At 63.7% G+C, this 15,263-nt stretch carries 16 protein-coding genes and 1 pseudogene; 9 read left to right on the forward strand and 8 right to left on the reverse strand.

All coding sequences use genetic code 11. The annotated features are described in order from the left end of the window. Nucleotides 1-9: 9 nt before the first annotated feature. From BLQ71_RS25890 to BLQ71_RS02480, 3 genes are read right to left on the reverse strand one after another with little or no spacing between them, the layout of a single operon-like run. A complete protein-coding gene (locus BLQ71_RS25890; protein ID WP_133066103.1) occupies nucleotides 10-333 on the reverse strand; it encodes a hypothetical protein in 324 nt (107 codons plus the stop codon). A gap of 13 nt (nucleotides 334-346) precedes the next feature. Further along, on the reverse strand, nucleotides 347-613 hold the full coding sequence (locus BLQ71_RS25895) for a hypothetical protein (RefSeq protein ID WP_074620578.1): 267 nt from the start codon (nucleotides 611-613) through the stop codon (nucleotides 347-349). Nucleotides 614-644: 31 nt separating this feature from the next. Next, nucleotides 645-1,061: a DoxX family protein gene (locus BLQ71_RS02480; protein ID WP_069208294.1), complete on the reverse strand. Its 417-nt coding sequence runs from the start codon at nucleotides 1,059-1,061 to the stop codon at nucleotides 645-647. Between the two features lie 145 nt (nucleotides 1,062-1,206). On the opposite strand from BLQ71_RS02480, the gene BLQ71_RS02485 reads away from it, so the two are divergent. Continuing rightward, nucleotides 1,207-2,103: a LysR family transcriptional regulator gene (locus tag BLQ71_RS02485; protein ID WP_074620579.1), complete on the forward strand. Its 897-nt coding sequence runs from the start codon at nucleotides 1,207-1,209 to the stop codon at nucleotides 2,101-2,103. A 46-nt stretch (nucleotides 2,104-2,149) separates the two neighbouring features. Here the strand turns inward: BLQ71_RS02485 and BLQ71_RS02490 are convergent, their stop codons facing one another. Then, a complete protein-coding gene (locus BLQ71_RS02490) occupies nucleotides 2,150-3,007 on the reverse strand; it encodes an SDR family oxidoreductase (protein WP_074620580.1) in 858 nt (285 codons plus the stop codon). Between the two features lie 110 nt (nucleotides 3,008-3,117). Between BLQ71_RS02490 and BLQ71_RS02495 the strand changes: the two genes are divergently transcribed. The 3 genes and pseudogenes from BLQ71_RS02495 to BLQ71_RS02505 all read left to right on the forward strand — a co-directional run. Further along, nucleotides 3,118-3,507 carry a winged helix-turn-helix transcriptional regulator gene (locus BLQ71_RS02495; RefSeq protein WP_074620581.1) on the forward strand — a complete coding sequence of 130 codons (390 nt, stop codon included), beginning with the start codon at nucleotides 3,118-3,120 and terminating at the stop codon, nucleotides 3,505-3,507. 372 nt (nucleotides 3,508-3,879) lie between these two features. Further along, nucleotides 3,880-4,302 (forward strand): PAS domain-containing protein, encoded by a 423-nt coding sequence (locus BLQ71_RS02500; protein ID WP_074620582.1) that lies wholly within the window; start codon nucleotides 3,880-3,882, stop codon nucleotides 4,300-4,302. A 156-nt stretch (nucleotides 4,303-4,458) separates the two neighbouring features. Continuing rightward, nucleotides 4,459-4,675, forward strand: a pseudogene (locus BLQ71_RS02505) (methyl-accepting chemotaxis protein); the annotation flags it as partial. A gap of 22 nt (nucleotides 4,676-4,697) precedes the next feature. Here the strand turns inward: BLQ71_RS02505 and BLQ71_RS26265 are convergent. From BLQ71_RS26265 to BLQ71_RS02520, 3 genes are all read right to left on the reverse strand, one after another. Further along, nucleotides 4,698-4,859: a hypothetical protein gene (locus tag BLQ71_RS26265; RefSeq protein ID WP_157903759.1), complete on the reverse strand. Its 162-nt coding sequence runs from the start codon at nucleotides 4,857-4,859 to the stop codon at nucleotides 4,698-4,700. Nucleotides 4,860-4,994: 135 nt separating this feature from the next. Beyond that, a complete protein-coding gene (locus BLQ71_RS02515) occupies nucleotides 4,995-8,072 on the reverse strand; it encodes a DUF4214 domain-containing protein (protein WP_162846264.1) in 3,078 nt (1,025 codons plus the stop codon). Nucleotides 8,073-8,293: 221 nt separating this feature from the next. Further along, the gene (locus BLQ71_RS02520) at nucleotides 8,294-9,340 is read right to left on the reverse strand and encodes a LacI family DNA-binding transcriptional regulator (protein WP_074620586.1); all 1,047 of its coding nucleotides are present in this window, start codon (nucleotides 9,338-9,340) and stop codon (nucleotides 8,294-8,296) included. A gap of 260 nt (nucleotides 9,341-9,600) precedes the next feature. On the opposite strand from BLQ71_RS02520, the gene BLQ71_RS02525 reads away from it, so the two are divergent. The 5 genes from BLQ71_RS02525 (at nucleotide 9,601) to BLQ71_RS02545 (ending at nucleotide 14,434) form a co-directional block, all read left to right on the forward strand. Then, nucleotides 9,601-10,341: an ATP-binding cassette domain-containing protein gene (locus BLQ71_RS02525; protein WP_043138822.1), complete on the forward strand. Its 741-nt coding sequence runs from the start codon at nucleotides 9,601-9,603 to the stop codon at nucleotides 10,339-10,341. Beyond that, nucleotides 10,338-11,393 carry an ABC transporter permease gene (locus tag BLQ71_RS02530; protein ID WP_083342124.1) on the forward strand — a complete coding sequence of 352 codons (1,056 nt, stop codon included), beginning with the start codon at nucleotides 10,338-10,340 and terminating at the stop codon, nucleotides 11,391-11,393. Before BLQ71_RS02525 ends, BLQ71_RS02530 begins: the two co-directional genes overlap by 4 nt. Nucleotides 11,394-11,429: 36 nt before the next feature. Further along, nucleotides 11,430-12,422: a sugar-binding protein gene (locus BLQ71_RS02535; protein WP_043138820.1), complete on the forward strand. Its 993-nt coding sequence runs from the start codon at nucleotides 11,430-11,432 to the stop codon at nucleotides 12,420-12,422. Between the two features lie 84 nt (nucleotides 12,423-12,506). Beyond that, nucleotides 12,507-13,586, forward strand: a complete 1,080-nt coding sequence (locus BLQ71_RS02540) for a Gfo/Idh/MocA family protein (RefSeq protein ID WP_074620587.1) — start codon at nucleotides 12,507-12,509, stop codon at nucleotides 13,584-13,586. A gap of 11 nt (nucleotides 13,587-13,597) precedes the next feature. Further along, nucleotides 13,598-14,434 carry an amidohydrolase family protein gene (locus BLQ71_RS02545; protein ID WP_074620588.1) on the forward strand — a complete coding sequence of 279 codons (837 nt, stop codon included), beginning with the start codon at nucleotides 13,598-13,600 and terminating at the stop codon, nucleotides 14,432-14,434. A 43-nt stretch (nucleotides 14,435-14,477) separates the two neighbouring features. Here BLQ71_RS02545 and BLQ71_RS02550 read toward each other — a convergent pair whose 3' ends face one another. Continuing rightward, on the reverse strand, nucleotides 14,478-15,260 hold the full coding sequence (locus tag BLQ71_RS02550; protein ID WP_074620589.1) for a creatininase family protein: 783 nt from the start codon (nucleotides 15,258-15,260) through the stop codon (nucleotides 14,478-14,480). Between the last annotated feature and the right edge of the window lie 3 nt (nucleotides 15,261-15,263).

Below are 15,263 nucleotides of genomic sequence, written 5' to 3' on the forward strand. Positions count from 1 at the left end.
TCCATGTGGTCAGCGGTAGGAATAGAGGTACATTCCCACCAGCTCGGCATTCTTGGGCGTTGCGTGGTCAAAGCCGGAGTAGTCACCGTAGACCGGACGCAGTTTTTCTGTCGCGTATTTCCCGACTTCCGCAATCCAGTTGGACAGGTAGGCGGTATGGGCGTTCAGCTGCGCCGGGTCGGTGATTCCGTCTCCCCAGGGCACATTGCCGAGGGCTTCGCCGACCGCCGCCTCGAGGTCGTCGAGGAACTGCCGGTAGAAATCCACATCCGCCCGAGAGCCGACGTTGCCGTGACCGCCCGACAGGAAGTCCCAGTCCAAGGCGTCGAACACCAACACGCCCTCGTCACCCACGTAGAAGATGGTGCCGTAGAACTGGCTCTGGAAGAAATACCCCCCGGTCGGTCAGCTTCTGCGGGATGAACTCCTGCGTCACGTTCCGGGTGTAGAGGTACGAGATCTTCTTCCCGGGCGCCAACGCCCGGGAAGCGGATTCATCGACATGGACGGCGTCGACAGTCGACGGACTTTCACGGATGTCCTGCGCCGAAACCGGTGCGGTCAGCGCCAGTCCAAGCGCGAGGGCCAAAGTCAGCGTGACGGTGCGGTACATCTGTCCGTGCCTTGATATGCGGGTACCGTGATCAGGCGAATTGCCCGAGGGTCCGTTGCAGTGCCGGGATGCGCAGGGCGAAGGCACCAGCGCCAAGAAGGGCCACGGCCAGTTGTGCAACGGTCCAGAACAGCGGGAATTCCCAGCCGCCGCCTTCACCCGAGAACAGCCAGCCATTGCCGATGTGCACCCATGTCGCGCCCAGAAGGACGGGGATCAGGGCCAGCGACACCAGTCGTACGGCCACGCCAAGGATCAGCGCCAGGCCGCCACCCAGTTCGGCGGCGATGGTCAGGTAGGCCAGGAAACCCGGCAGGCCGAGGCTTTCGAAGTAGCCGACGGTGCCCGCGATGGTGAAGACGTTCACCTTGAGCAGCCCGTGGGCCAGGAAAAGAACACCGCTTGAAACGCGCAGCAGCGTGGCGGCATAGTCGGTCGAAGTGGTCATGTCATCTCTCCATTCAGGTGCCCTGCTCCAGGTCAGGCTGTCGGGTCGGGCTGTTGCTCTGACCGCTACCTAGACCTTGCGGCTTTCCCACAAAATGGCGACATTATGGAAATACTATCCTTGAAATGTTCTGAATGGGTGGCGCATGGACGTTGTTGACGAAATCAGGGCTTTCGTGGCCACGGCCAAGACCGGCTCGTTCACTGCCGCTGCCGATCAACTCGGGGTGTCGAACCGGCTGACCTCCAAATATGTCGCCGAACTGGAAAGCCGATTGGGTGTCCGGCTGCTTCAGCGGACCACCCGCAAAGTCGGGCTGACGCCAGCGGGCGAAGACCTGTTGGCGCGCGCGCCTGCTCTGCTGGATGATCTGGACGACCTGCTGGCCGAAGTCTCCGAAGGGTCGCGCGGGTTTACCGGTTTGATCCGGATTTCGGCCCCCGTGACATTTGGTGAGATTTACGTCGCCGGCCTGCTGTCGCGCTTTGCCGAGGGCAACCCGGGGCTGAGTTTCGACCTGCGCCTGCGCGACGACTACGTCGACCTTGCCAGCGAGGGGATCGACCTGGCCTTTCGGATCGGGCGGTCGGACATGCTGTCGCTCAAGTCCCGCAAGTTGGGCGAGATACGATCGGTGGCCGCCGCCAGCCCGGACTACCTGACCCGGCATGGCAGGCCCGAGACGCTGGAAGATCTCAGGCAACACCCTTGCATCCTTGACACCAATCGGCGCGCGCCGCGCCGCTGGGTGTTCCGCCCCGATGGGGTCGAGGAAGTGGTCGAGGTGCAGGGGCGGTTCCAGGTGAATTCCGCCAGCGCGGCGATGCAACTGGCCGCCGAGGGACTGGGCGTCTGTTATGGCCCGCGATTTGCGCTGGAAGATGCGTTGGAGGCAGGCCGCCTCGTGCCGATCCTGCAGGGCGTGCCGAGCGAATCCGTCCCCGTCAGCGCCATCTACCTCGAAGGCCGCGCCTTGCCGCGCAAGATCCGGGCCTTGATCGAATTTGCCGCCGAGGACATTCGCCGCAACGGCAATCTGTGAGGCCCGGGATGGCTGCGCACCGCTGCCATCCCGGTGCAAGCGGACGTCAGCCCAGCATGGCCTTCAGAGTCTCGCGCATCGGTGTCGTCGGACGCCCGATCAGGCGGGACAGGTCGCGGCTCTGCGTGGTCAGCGCCCCGGACGCGGCGCGCGCATCGCTGTCGGCCAGGATCGCGGCAAATCCCTCGGGCAGACCCGCGCCGACAAGCGCGCCGGTATAGCTGGCCTCGTCGAGGTTCACATAGGTCACCGGTTTGCCGGACATATCGCTCAACAGCGCGGCATAGTCGGACAGGCTGAAATCCGTGTCGCCCGCCAGTTCATAGGTCTTGCCCTCATGGCCCTCACCGGCCAGTACAACCGCCGCGGCCTCTGCGAAGTCCTGCCGCGACGCGGTTGCAAAGCGCCCGTCACCCGCCGCCCCAAAATGCTGTCCCATCTCCAATGCCTGCGGCGCGGTCCCGGCGATGTTCTCGGAGTACCAGCCGTTGCGCAGGATCGCATGCGGCAGACCGCTCTCGCGCAGCGCGGCCTCGGTGGCGTTGTGTTCCTGCGCCAGCGCCATGCCGCCGCTATCCGCGTTCAGGATAGAGGTATAGGCCACGAACGCCACGCCTGCATCCCTTGCCGCCTCCAGCACGTTGCGGTGCTGATCCGCGCGCTTGCCGACCTCCGACGAGGAAATCAGCAACAGCCGGTTTACCCCGTCGAAGGCCTTGCGCAGGCTTTCCAGGTCCTCGTAATCGCCCGTGCGGGTGGCGATCCCCTTGGCCTCGAACGCCTCTTGGGCCGAGTTGGAGCGCACCAGCGCGATGATGTCTTCGGCAGGGACAAGGCTGCGCAGGTGATCTACCACGCGTTGCCCAAGCTGCCCCGATGCGCCGGTAACCAGGTAAGTCGTCATTGTCGTTCCTTTCAGGTCTCGAATCGAATATAGGTCTCATTTAGAGACTCATATGCCGCCGCGTAAGGAGGCAGGTTTTCGGAACAAGGTCACAAAATGGGAACCTAGAGATGGCCCAGGTGAGCGCACGAAAATTGCAGGACTGGAAGGACCAGGGGTTTGAACCGGGCAATTGCCCCGTGCGCCAGGTGCTGGACCATGTCTCGGCCAAGTGGCCCGTCCTGATCCTTTTGGAGCTTGGTCGAAAACCGATGCGGTTCAACGAGTTGCTGCGCGCCCTGCCCGATATATCCAAGCGGATGCTGACCCAGTCCCTGCGTAATCTCGAACGTGACGGTATCTTGCGCCGCGAGGTCTTCGACACAAAGCCGCCCAGCGTGACCTACAGTCTCTCTGCGCTTGGCGAGGGGTTCCTGCCGCACCTGCTTGCGCTGGTGGACTGGGCCGAAACCGCCATGCCCGAAATCGTCGCCGCGCGACAACGGTTCGACACGGTGTGACAGGTTTCTGACCGCTTGGGCGGTCCCCGGCACAATGCCCACGCAGGCCAAGAAATGTACGGCTTCATGAATTCGAAAGACCCTTCGCCTTAACCTCCGGCCCAATGGACAAAGGGCTTTGGCCCGTCTCGCGGGTATCGAAGGAATTCGAAGCATGACCAATTTTACGGACGGACTATCCCTTTCAGACCTGTGCCAGGGAATCGTGACATCCGGAAGTGCGCTGCGCCTGAGAGTTGCAGACGGTCGCATCAGTGCGGTCTCGCCCCAGATGCGTGAGTTTCTGCCGCGCCGCACACGCCTGCCCTAGCCTCCGATACGCTTTTTGCCGAGACCGGACCGCTGATCGCGGCGCTCGGCGCCAATTCGGACGTGCGGGAGATCACGCTGGCCCTGCCGGGCGGACAGTCCCTGTCAGGTCGGCTTGTGCCGCTGCCGGACACCGACCCGGCAGAGGTTCTGCTGATCGGCGAAACCGCGCCGCGCCCGACCACCGACAGCAGTAACACCCTGCGGGCCAGGGCCATCGCGGAGGCGGCGGAACACGGCCTGAGACTGGTGGAATTCGACGCCGCTGGCACCGTCCTATATGCGAACGCCACCTACCTGGAGTTGACGGGCTATTCCGAGAAGGAGGTGACCGGCAAGTATCACAGGATCTTCTGCGAACCGGCCTACGCCAAGTCCAACCAGTACGCCGAATTCTGGAGCGCGTTCAGCGCGGGCGATTATCACCAGTGCGAATACAAACGCATCACCAAGGAGGGAAAGGAGGTCTGGATTCAGGCCAACTAAAAGCCGATCCTCGATATCGCCGGGCATCCGGTCAAGGTGGTGAAATTCGCTATGGACGTGACCGAACGCAAGCTCAACGAGCTGGACACCGGCAACCTTCTCCGTGCCATCGACCGCAGCCAGCCGATCATCCCGTTCGACCTCGACGGGCATGCCATGACCGCGAACGAGGTGGTCACGGAACTCTCGGGGACGATCCACCGGATAGCGGATTCCTCCCGCGACTCGCGCGAACCCTCGAATGCCACCTCGCAGAACGCCAACAAAAGCCTCGAATGCCTTGGCGCCGCGATCGAGGCCGCGCGGGCCGGCGAACACGGCGTGGGATTTTCCCTGGTGGCCGACGAGGTGCGCAAGCTGGCCGGGCGCAGCTCGAAGGCGGCGCGGGAGATTGGCTAGTTGATCGTCATGTCCAGCGAGCGGGTGAACCAGGGCACCGAACGCACGCGCAGCGCCCTGCAAAGTTTCGAGGAAATCGTATCCTCTTTGGATCGGACGTCCAGCTCGATCGAGGCGATCTCGGAATGTGCCGTCTCGCAGGAGAATGTGTCCTGCATCGTCTCGGAGATGATCCAGGACCTGAACCGCGCGGTCAGCCGCCACTGGGCGTGCCATTGCGGAACCGGATCCCGGAGCAGACAAAAAAGTGCCGCGCAAACGCGCGGCACTTTGCTTTTCCAGGGTCATGCGAGTCAGACCAGGATCATGTCCTCGGTGATCTCGCCCAGGGCGGTGTTCAGGTAGACGATGGTTTCACCCTGGTCGGTGAACACGACGTCATTGCCCACCTGGCTCATGTTGGCGCGGGCTTCTGCAGCGGTGCCGTAACCGAAGCCTACGAACTCGATCATGTCCCAGGCCTCGACACCGACCACCTGATCATTGCCCGGCTCGGAGGCGTCGAACTGGAAGGTGTCGGAGAGAACACCGCCGAACAGCAGGTCGTCGTCCGCACCGCCGACCAGCAGGTCGTCCTGGCCAAGCGCGCGCATGTGGTCCAGGAGGTCGTCCGCCTGTGCGTTGACCGCGCCCGCGCCCTTGGCAAGGATCGAGATCACCTGCGGACGAGTCATGGTGCCCGCGTCCAGCTGCGCCGGCCAGAGGCTGAGTGCCACCGGATCGGCACCCCGCTCCAGCAGGGTCTGGTAGACCAGCTCGACGAACTCGACGTTCGTGGTGCCGCCGTAAAGCGCCGTCGCCGCGTCCGATGCAAAGAGCTCGGTCGCCACGTCCAGCATTGTGGCGCCTTCGGCCAGGTCCATCGTCAGAGATTCGATGACCGAAACAGAGGGTTCCTCGCCGGTGACCCCGACATAGAGGCGATAGGCCTCGTCGGTGTAGTCCTGCTGATAACCCGCCTGCGAGTATTCCAGCGCCACGGGGCTGGTCTTGGCAATCGCCTCGGGGCTGTCGGCGAAGAAGGCCATGACATCCGCGCGGGTCCAGGTGCCGCCATCCAGCAGCGCGACCCAGCCCGCAAGCCCGCCATCGGGTGCACGATCCAGCGCGTTTTCGTACATCGCTGTCACGAACTCGGTGTTGGTCAGGGCACCGTAGGTCGAAACGCCCTCTGCCGAGTTGAGGAAGGCCTGCGCCATGTCCGTGAGGTCAAGCGTTCCCGCGACCACGGCAGAGGTCCAGCCAAAGTGGCCCGGACGATCCGGCAGGCGGTCGAAGGCGGTCTGGTACATGCGGAACACCTGGTTGGCCGCGGCGTCAAAGACGGGATCGACCGGCTCTGCCAGAAGTTCGTCATCGCCGGCACCGCCCAGCAGGACATCCTCTCCGCCCTGGCCCAGGATGGTGTCGTTGCCTTCCATGCCGTCGATGACATTGTCACCCGGCGTTCCGACCAGCAGGTCGTCGCCGCTGGTGCCGTCCACCGGCACGTCCGGCGCGCGGTTGATCAGCAGGAAGTCCTCGATCGTCAGTTCCTCGGTGACGCCCGCCAGCACGGCGATGCGGTTGCCGTCGATCGAGATCTCGAGGTTTCCGCCCACGACCGTCTGGGTGATCTTGGAGTCGAAGTTGACGTCGTTCACACCCAGGTCGATCAGGCCGATCACGTCCTCGCCGTCGATGAAGTCATTGATCGTGCTGGTGGCGAAGACGGTGTCGCCGTCCTTGCCATAGGACAGGACAAAGAGGTCTTCGCCGTCGCCGCCGGTGAAGGTGTTGCCCCCCTGCCCCACGAGGTGATCCGCCTCGGCGGTGCCGTTGATTGCGACGGCCTCGTCGTGGATCGGGATTTCCTCGTATTCCATCAGCAGCGTGGTGTCATAGAGGGTGGCCGGCTTGATGTCGCCCTTGATGTAGAAAGCCACGTCGAACCCGTCGGTCATGTTCAGACCGTTCGCGGTGGCCAGGCCAGAGTTGTTCTGCCAGCCAGCGCTGATCGACAGCGGCGAAACGGGCAGGCCCCAATCGAGCAGGTTGATGACGGTCGTGTCATCGGCGCCAACCTCGTATTTCACCTCATCGCTGGTGATGGGCAGCGGGTCGCTGGGGTCGATCGGGATCACGACGCCGGGCAGGTCCTGGCCGTACTTGTCGGTCTGCAGGCGCCAGCGCGGGCCAGAGATGTAGTCGCCGTTCGCGTCGAAGTCCGCCTCGAAGGGTTCGCGGTCCATCGTCGTGTACCAGGCGTTGGTATAGCCTTCCAACAGGTCCTCGGAGGCCAGACCGCCCGCCGCAAGCGAAGAAACCGCAGCCTGCTGGGCCAGCCATTCGTCCTTGAGGATGGTTCCTGCCGGGTACAGCGTGCCGTCGCCGGAATAATAGTCGTCGGTCGTCACCCAGACCTCGCGCGGACCGTTGCCGTCAAGGTTGTAGTCCGTGATGATGGTATAGGTCGGCAGCTTGCCGATCGCCGCTTCGTTCTCGAAGTCCTCGGGCCGGATCTGGTCGTTGGGGTTGTTGGTGATCGTGTGGTTGGTCACCAGTTCCGCGGCCGTCACCTTGTAGAGCGGAATGAGACCGTTGTCCGGATCGGTGTCGCTCCACTCGTCCGGCAGGTCCATCGTCGCCTCAAGGCGGATGTCGTTCGGGCGCTTGACCGTGTTCCCCCAGCGATACAGCAGCTTGCCGTCGTCCTTGAGCGTCACCGAGTAGTCGCTGCTGTAGGCAATGTCGTATTCGATGGTGGATTCATTGGGGTTGAGCAGGTCGCGGATGTCCAGCACGCCGTCATCGTTGCGGTCGGTCACACCGTAGGTCACCGGATCCGCCAGAAGGTCGGACACGTACTGCCCGTCCCAGTCGGGATTCTGGCTGAGCAGGATCAGATTGTCGTCCAGTTGATAGACCGCGTCCGGATCGTCCGGGTATTTCTGATCGGACAGGATGTTCTGCATGACCGAGTAGTGCTCGGTCGAGGCCTTCACGGTGTTGAAACCAAGGCCGGACAGCCAGGTGCCCAGTACGGCGGGTGTGCGGAAACTGTCGGTCGGAGCATCCGAGACGACGATGCCCAGCTGTTCACCCGCCGGGCCGGTCAGGTCGCCGACCCAGCCTTCGGCATAATCGTAGTCACGGATCTTTTCCTCGGCACCGACGAAATCGGTGACGTAGAAGCCGAATTCGCTGTCCACGGGATACAGCATGACCCCTTCCTTGGTCACCATCGGCGTGGCGGTGAAATCAACGACCGGCGCTTCGCCGGGCAGGACATCACCCTGCGTCAGACCGTCGAACGTGCCGGTGACGTCATCGGTGCTGAAGACGTGCGTGGTGGTGTAGGTCGGGTTCGTGATGGTCGGGGTATCGGCCATGATCATTATCTCTTGATACGGTTTCGGGGCGGGAACTACCGGAACATATGCCACGGGTTACATATAATAGTTTCGGGATATTTTCGGGATATTTCGAACGTAGCATTGATATGAATCAAATAATGACAATCCATGCATGTTTTTGCGCAACACTGGCGGACATGGATTGAAATGATGCGAGGTTGATCAACCTTTGATTGTATTCGGAGAGATGCGAAACGTCACACAGAGCAGTTGAACCGGGTGTGCAGCATGATCTGCGACGGCGCGGGCTCGCTCTCGACGCCATTGCGGGAATCGGTGATCCAGCGCACCGCCTGGGTCAGTTCCGCCTCGAAGTCGTGGGAGACCACGAAATCCATCGTCCCCGCCTGCAAGAGCCGCTGCGTGACCGGAGTCAGCTCGTGCCCGACAAAAAGCGTCGCGGGCGCCTCGCCGGTCACGTCCAGCGCCTGCGCCACGCCGCGGTTGGCCCCGGCCACGTTGTAGATCGCCGGCGGCACGCCGTTGCTTTCAAAGTGGCTGACCAGCTGGCTGCGCATGGTCTCGGGGCGTTCGTCCGTGAACAGGCGTTCCTCGATCCTCAGGTGGGGAAAGCCCGCGCGCAGGACCCGGCGAAAACCCATCTCGCGCTCTTTCTGGCACCGGTAGGCGACGCTCATGATCAGCAGGATCTGTCCGGGCACGCGCGGCAGCGCGCGACCGATGACTTGCGCGGCGACGGCCCCCGCCTCTGACTGGTCATTGCCGACATAGGCGCTGCGGCGGGAACTGGGCAGGTCCGTGGTCAGACAAACCACCGGCTTGCCCAAGCGGCGCAACTGGCGGATGGCGCTGTTGATCGCCGGGTGTTCGCGGGCAACCACGATGCTGCCGTCCGCTCCCTTGCCCTGGTCCAGCAGGTCGGCCGCAAAGAGATTGGCGTCAAGGTCATTGGTCACCGAATAGGTGCTGCTCAAGGTGATCCCCGGCTCCTTGCGGTGCAGTTTCTGGACAGCCGATTCCACCGCCGCGTTGAAGCTTTCGCCGGACTCGCAATGCAGGGCGATACGCAGCGAAGGCGCGTTCAGCCGTTCCAGCCGCAGCTTGTCAAAGGCCGCCCGCACGCGCTGGCGCGTCTTTTCCCGCACGCCGGGTCGGTTGTTCAGCACCCGGTCCACGGTGGCGACGCCCACGCCGGAGACTTCGGCGACCTGCTGGATCGTCGGTCCCTTCCATCCGCTTTTGGCGTCCTGTCCGGTGATCTTCCGGTCTCCTCCCGACGGCATCCAAGGGGCTGGATCATCGCATTACTGATGGTTTTCACATCATTTTTTGCCTGTCTAGAGGGTTTTAGCTTTAGCGGTAACTGGGCATACTCACGTACACAAATGGGAGGATGCCGCCGCAAAGGCGGCACAGACGCACAGACATCGGCGCGCCCATCCGGGCGCCACCTGACGGGGCGGTTTATCCAGCCCTGACAGGGATTTGCCGGCCATCCTTGATGGCGGACCAAAGGTCGTGCGGACAAGGGAGGAAGCTGCGCATGAGCCTGATGGAGCTCAGACAGGTCACCAAGAGTTTCGGCGCGATCCACGCGCTGAACGGGGTCGATCTGAGCATTGCCCCCGGCGAGGCGATCGGCCTGATGGGCGACAACGGGGCCGGGAAATCCACGCTGATGAAGATCATCGCGGGGAACTTCCCTCCGACCACCGGCGAGATCCGCATCGACGGCAGCCCGGTGCATTTCACCCGCCCCCTCGATGCGCGCGACAACGGGATCGAGATCGTCTACCAGGACCTCGCGCTTTGCGACAACCTGACGGCGGCGGCCAATGTCTTTCTGGGGCGTGAGATCAAGTCGGGCATCTGGCCTTTCCGCAGTCTCAACTACAACGCCATGTACCAGAAGGCTGGCGAACTGTTTTCCGAGCTGAAATCGGAAACCCGCCCCCGCGATCTGGTGAAACAGATGTCCGGCGGCCAGCGCCAGGCGGTGGCCATCGCGCGCACCCGCCTCAGCGATCCGAAACTGGTCTTGATGGACGAACCCACCGCCGCCATTTCCGTCCGCCAGGTCGCCGAGGTTCTCAACCTCATCAAACGTCTGAAATCCACCGGCCACGCGGTGATCCTGGTCAGCCACCGGATGCCCGACGTCTTCGAGGTCTGCGACCGGGTCGCCGTCCTGCGCCGGGGGACCAAGGTGGCGGACAAGCGCATCGACGACACCAGCCCCGAGGAAGTCACAGGCCTCATCATCGGAGCCATCGAGGCAGCATGACCGACAGCACGAACACACCGCAAGACGCCCATGACAAGACCGCGCAGACGCCGGTGGATCACGCGGCCATCGACGACAGCATCACCTCGCGGCGCGAGGTCTCGGGCATCGGCGCCATCATCCGCACTCAGCCCTTCTGGGTCTTCGTGGCGATCCTCACCATCGGCGTGGTGATGACATTCGTCTCCGACGCCTTCCTGACCGAACGCAACCTCTTCAACATCACCCGCAACATGGCCTTCTTCGGCATCATGGCGCTGGGCATGTCGGCGGTGATCTGCACCGCGGGCATCGACCTTTCGGTCGGCTCGCTCCTGGGGCTTTGCGGGATCAACCTGGCGCTGGTGCTGCAGGCCGGGTGGAGCGTCGAGATCGGCTTTATCGCCTGCATCAGCACCGCCGCGCTCGTGGGGCTCATCAATGGCGTGCTGATCGCCTATGTCCGGCTTGCGCCCTTCGTGGTGACGCTGGGGATGCTGGCCATGGCCCGGTCCATCGCCATGGTGATCTCGAACAACAAGATGGTCTACGAATTCGGCCCCGACCAGGAGCTCTTTGAGTGGATCGGCGGCGGCAGCATGCTGGGCGTGCCCAATGTCGTCTGGGTGCTGACCGTGATGACGCTGTTTTTCCTCTGGGTCTGGCGCTACTCGGAATGGGGCCGCTGGGTCATCGCCATCGGCGGCAACGCCCATGCGGCGAAGCTTTCGGGCATCCCGGTCGAACGCGTGATCGTCTCGGTCTACATGGTCTGTTCGATCTGTACCGGCATCGCAGCCTTCATGTTCATCGGCTACACCGGATCGGCCACCAACGGCATGGGCGCCACCTATGAGCTCAACGTCATCGCGGCCAGCGTGATCGGCGGCGCCAACCTGATGGGGGGCATCGTCTACGCCCTTGGCGCGCCCATCGGGGCCGCGCTGGTCGAACTGATCCGCAATTCGCTGCTGCTCGCCGGGATCCCGGCGCTCTGGCAGCAATTCTTTGTCGGCCTGTTCCTCATTCTTGCAGTCCTGCTGGAACAGCTCCGCAATCGAGGGGGCAAATAAGCCCCTCACTTCATGAAACTCAGGGAGGAGAAAGACATGAAGAAACTGCTGACCGCGACCGCGCTGATCGGGGCCCTTGCCGCACCGGCCTTCGCAGAAAGCCACGGGGGCTACACCTTTGCCCTCGTACCCAAGGCGATGAACAACCCGTTCTTCGACCTTGCCCGCGACGGCTGTTACGCCGCGCAGGAAGAGCTGGACGACGTGACCTGCGAATACATCGGCCCCGGCGAACACACAGAGCTGGAGCAGATCCAGATCGTGCAGGACCTCATCACTAAGGGTGTCGACGGGATCGCCGTGGCGCCCTCCAACGCGCCCGCGATGGCCAAGGTCCTGCGCGCCGCGGCGGATGCAGGCATCCCCGTGATGACCTGGGACTCGGACCTGCTGCCCGAGGACCAGGCCCTGCGCACCACCTACGTCGGCACCAACAACTACAACATCGGCGTGCACCTGGCGGAACTGGTCATGGCGCGTCACCCCGACGGCGGCACCATCTGCCTGCAGACCGGCGGCGCCGCGGCGGCCAACCACAACGAGCGCCTGCTGGGCGCACGGGAAACCCTGGCCGGGGCCGAGCTGGGCGATCCTCCGGGCCGCCCGCTGGACGGTGACAACGGCTGGACAGAGATCGCGGGCTGCCCGCTGATCACCAACGACGACGGTAACGTCGCCGTGCAGGGGCTGACCGACATCCTGGCGGCCAACCCGGACCTGACGGCCTTCCTGTCGACCGGTGCCTTTACCCAGTGGTTCGACAACGCCTATCGCAACGCCGCCGAGCCCTACAAGGCAGAGATGGACAGCGGCGATCTGACCATCGTCGTGGCCGACACGCTGCCGATGCAGATCGCGCAGACCAAGGACGGGCTGGGCAATGGCCTGGTCGGTCAGCGCCCCTACGAGATGGGCTACAAGGCGATGTACATCCTCAAGGACATCGCCGAGGGCAAGGACGTGGACGACCCGATCTTTACCGGGCTGGACGTCTGCAACAACGAAAACATCGACACCTGCGTAAAGTGATCGCCGGTTGATGTGACAGGACGGCGGCGCAGCCCTGCGCCGCCGTTTTCACGGGGTGCCCCCCGTATACATGGGAGAAAGTTATTGGAACGGGTACGTTACGCGGTCGTCGGCGCAGGCTGGATCTCTCAGATCGCCTTTCTTCCGGCAGTGGCCCAGACCGATAATTCCGAAGTCGCGGCCATCGTCAGCGGCAGTGTGGATGCGGCGCGGAAACTGGCCGATTTCCACGGTATCCCCGAGGTGCTGCCCTATGACGCATTCGATGCATTGCTGGCCTCGGATCGCATTGACGCGGTCTATATCGCCCTGCCGAACTCGCTGCATGCGGATTACACCATCCGCGCGCTGAAGGCCGGGAAACATGCGCTGGTGGAAAAGCCGCTGGCCCCCACGGTGGCCGAATGCCAGGCGATGATCGCCGCGTCAGAGGCCTCGGGTGCCTACCTGATGACCGCCTACCGCCTGCACCACGAACCCGGCACCGTCGAGGTGCTGGAGCGCATCCGGCACGGAGAGATCGGCGATCCGCGCGTCTTTACCTCTGTCTTCGGGTTCCAGTCGGCACCGGACAACCACCGCTTGCGGGCGGAACACTGGGGCGGCCCCTTGCAGGACATCGGCGTCTATTGTCTGAACGCCGCCCGCCATGTCTTTGGCGATGAACCGACGGAGGTTGCCGCTATGGGCTCGCATGGCGAAGGCGACCCGCGGTTTTCCGAGGTCGAGGAAAGCGTGGCCGTCACCCTGCGTTTCCCGCGCGGACGGCTGGCGCAGTTCATCGCCAGTTTCGGCACGGATGAGCAGGACAGCTATACGGTTCTGGGTACGAAAGGCACGTTGGATGTCTCTCCGGCGTTCCGGTTCGAAACCGACCTTGCGCTAACCCAGCGCGCCGCCGGGGTGCCGCAAGACCGCATCGTAGCGCCCGACTGCGATCATTTCGGAGCGCAGACCGCCTATTTCTCGGACTGCATCCGGAGGGGGCAGCGGCCCGAGGATGACGGCGCCGAAGGGTTGGCCGATGTGGCGATCATGCGCGCCATCGAAGAGGCCATGAGGACGGGCCATTCACAGCCGGTCGCCCTGCCCCCGCGCCCGGTCCACCCGGGCCCGGACACGCTGCGCCGGGTGCCGCGCACCGACCACCGGCTTGTTCTCTGACGGAGGCGGACATGGACCATATCGATTCCCATCATCATTTCTGGCATCCCGCGCGCGGCGACTATGGCTGGATGCCCGCTGATGACCCGGTGCTGAGCGTCCCCTATCACCCGGCGGACCTTGCCCCGGGTCTGCGGGCGACGGGTGTCACGCGCACGGTCCTGGTCCAGGCGGCGCCCACGGTGGCCGAAACCGAGTACCTTCTGGGCATCGCCGATTGCACGCCGCATGTGGCAAAGGTCGTCGGCTGGATCGACTTCGAGGATCCCGATCAGAGGAACACCCTGCAACGTCTTGCCAAGCATCCAAAATTCGCCGGTGTGCGCCCGATGATCCAGGACCTTCCCGACGACATCTGGATGCTGAAGCCAGAGGTGCAATGGGCCTATGACGCCCTGATCGAGATGGACCTGACGTTCGACGCGCTTGGCTTTCCCCGGCACCAGGCGCCCTTTCTGGAGCTGCTGAACCGCTATCCCGACATGCGGGTGGTGCTGGATCATTGCCTGAAACCGCAACTGCGCAACCCTTCCGACGACAGTTTCCACGCCTGGGCGGAGGGCATGACCCGCCTGGCCCAAGAAACCGGCGCCTTCTGCAAGCTGTCGGGCCTCGTGACCGAGGCCGATGAACTGCCGTCGGATGATCTGCTCGCGCCCTACGTCGATCACATCCTGTCGGTCTTTGGGCCGCAGCGCGTCATGTGGGGATCGGACTGGCCGGTGGCCCGCCTGCGCTGCGACTATGCCGACTGGCACGCGCAGGCACTGCGGCTGACCACCGGTTTGTCACAGGCGGACCGCGCGCAGGTGTTCAGCGGTACGGCCAAGCGGTTCTACCGGCTTTGATAGCAGGTGAAGTTTTCCTCCCAATCTTTTGATTTAAAATAAATCAGAGGCTCGCAGGCGTTGAGGGTAGCGCCATTGCCTCCACCTCTCGCAGCATCTCGATGAACCCCGACACCTGGTGCCGTGCGGTTGCCGCGCCTTTTTCCGCCGTCGCGACAGAGGCGTCGCCCACGGTCCCCGCCGGGTTGAGATCCGAGGCGATCCATCCCCGGCTGATCGGTCCCGTGGGCGGGATCGCGGCGCCCTCTGCGGCCGACCGGAAGTTCTCGGCCCGGCTCATGTCCACGCACTGCGGCTGGCAGGCCAACATGATCGAGGTCTCGACATCGCCGCCATGAATGCCGAAGCGCCGTTCATGATCGGAATACATCCCCTCGGGGTGGCCGAAATTCCCCCATTGGCATTTGACCGCCAGCATCCCGGCCTGCACGCGCAGCTCGCGCGACAGGATAGAGATCAGGTCCAGGTTGCCACCATGCGAATTGGCGATGACGATCTTGCGCACGCCCGCGCGCGCCACGGACAAACCGATCTCCGTCCAGGCGGCCAGGGCCGTTGCCGCGCTCAGCGTCAAGGTGCCCCGCGCCCAGAGATGCTCGTTCGACTTGCCCACCGCCATGACCGGCAGGATCGCCAGGTCCAGGTCCTCGGGACATGTCTCGCGCAGCAGCGACAGCATGTAGTCCGCGATCATCGTGTCGGTCCCCACGGGCAGATGCGGCCCATGTTGTTCCACCGCCGCCGTGGGCAGCACGGCGATGGTCTTCATCGGGTCCACGGCCTCGAAGTCCGGTGCGCGCCGTTCGGTCCAGTCCAGTCGTCTCAAGCC

Source organism: Antarctobacter albus, assembly GCF_900101505.1.
In the GTDB taxonomy this organism is placed as follows: Bacteria; Pseudomonadota; Alphaproteobacteria; order Rhodobacterales; family Rhodobacteraceae; genus Antarctobacter; species Antarctobacter albus.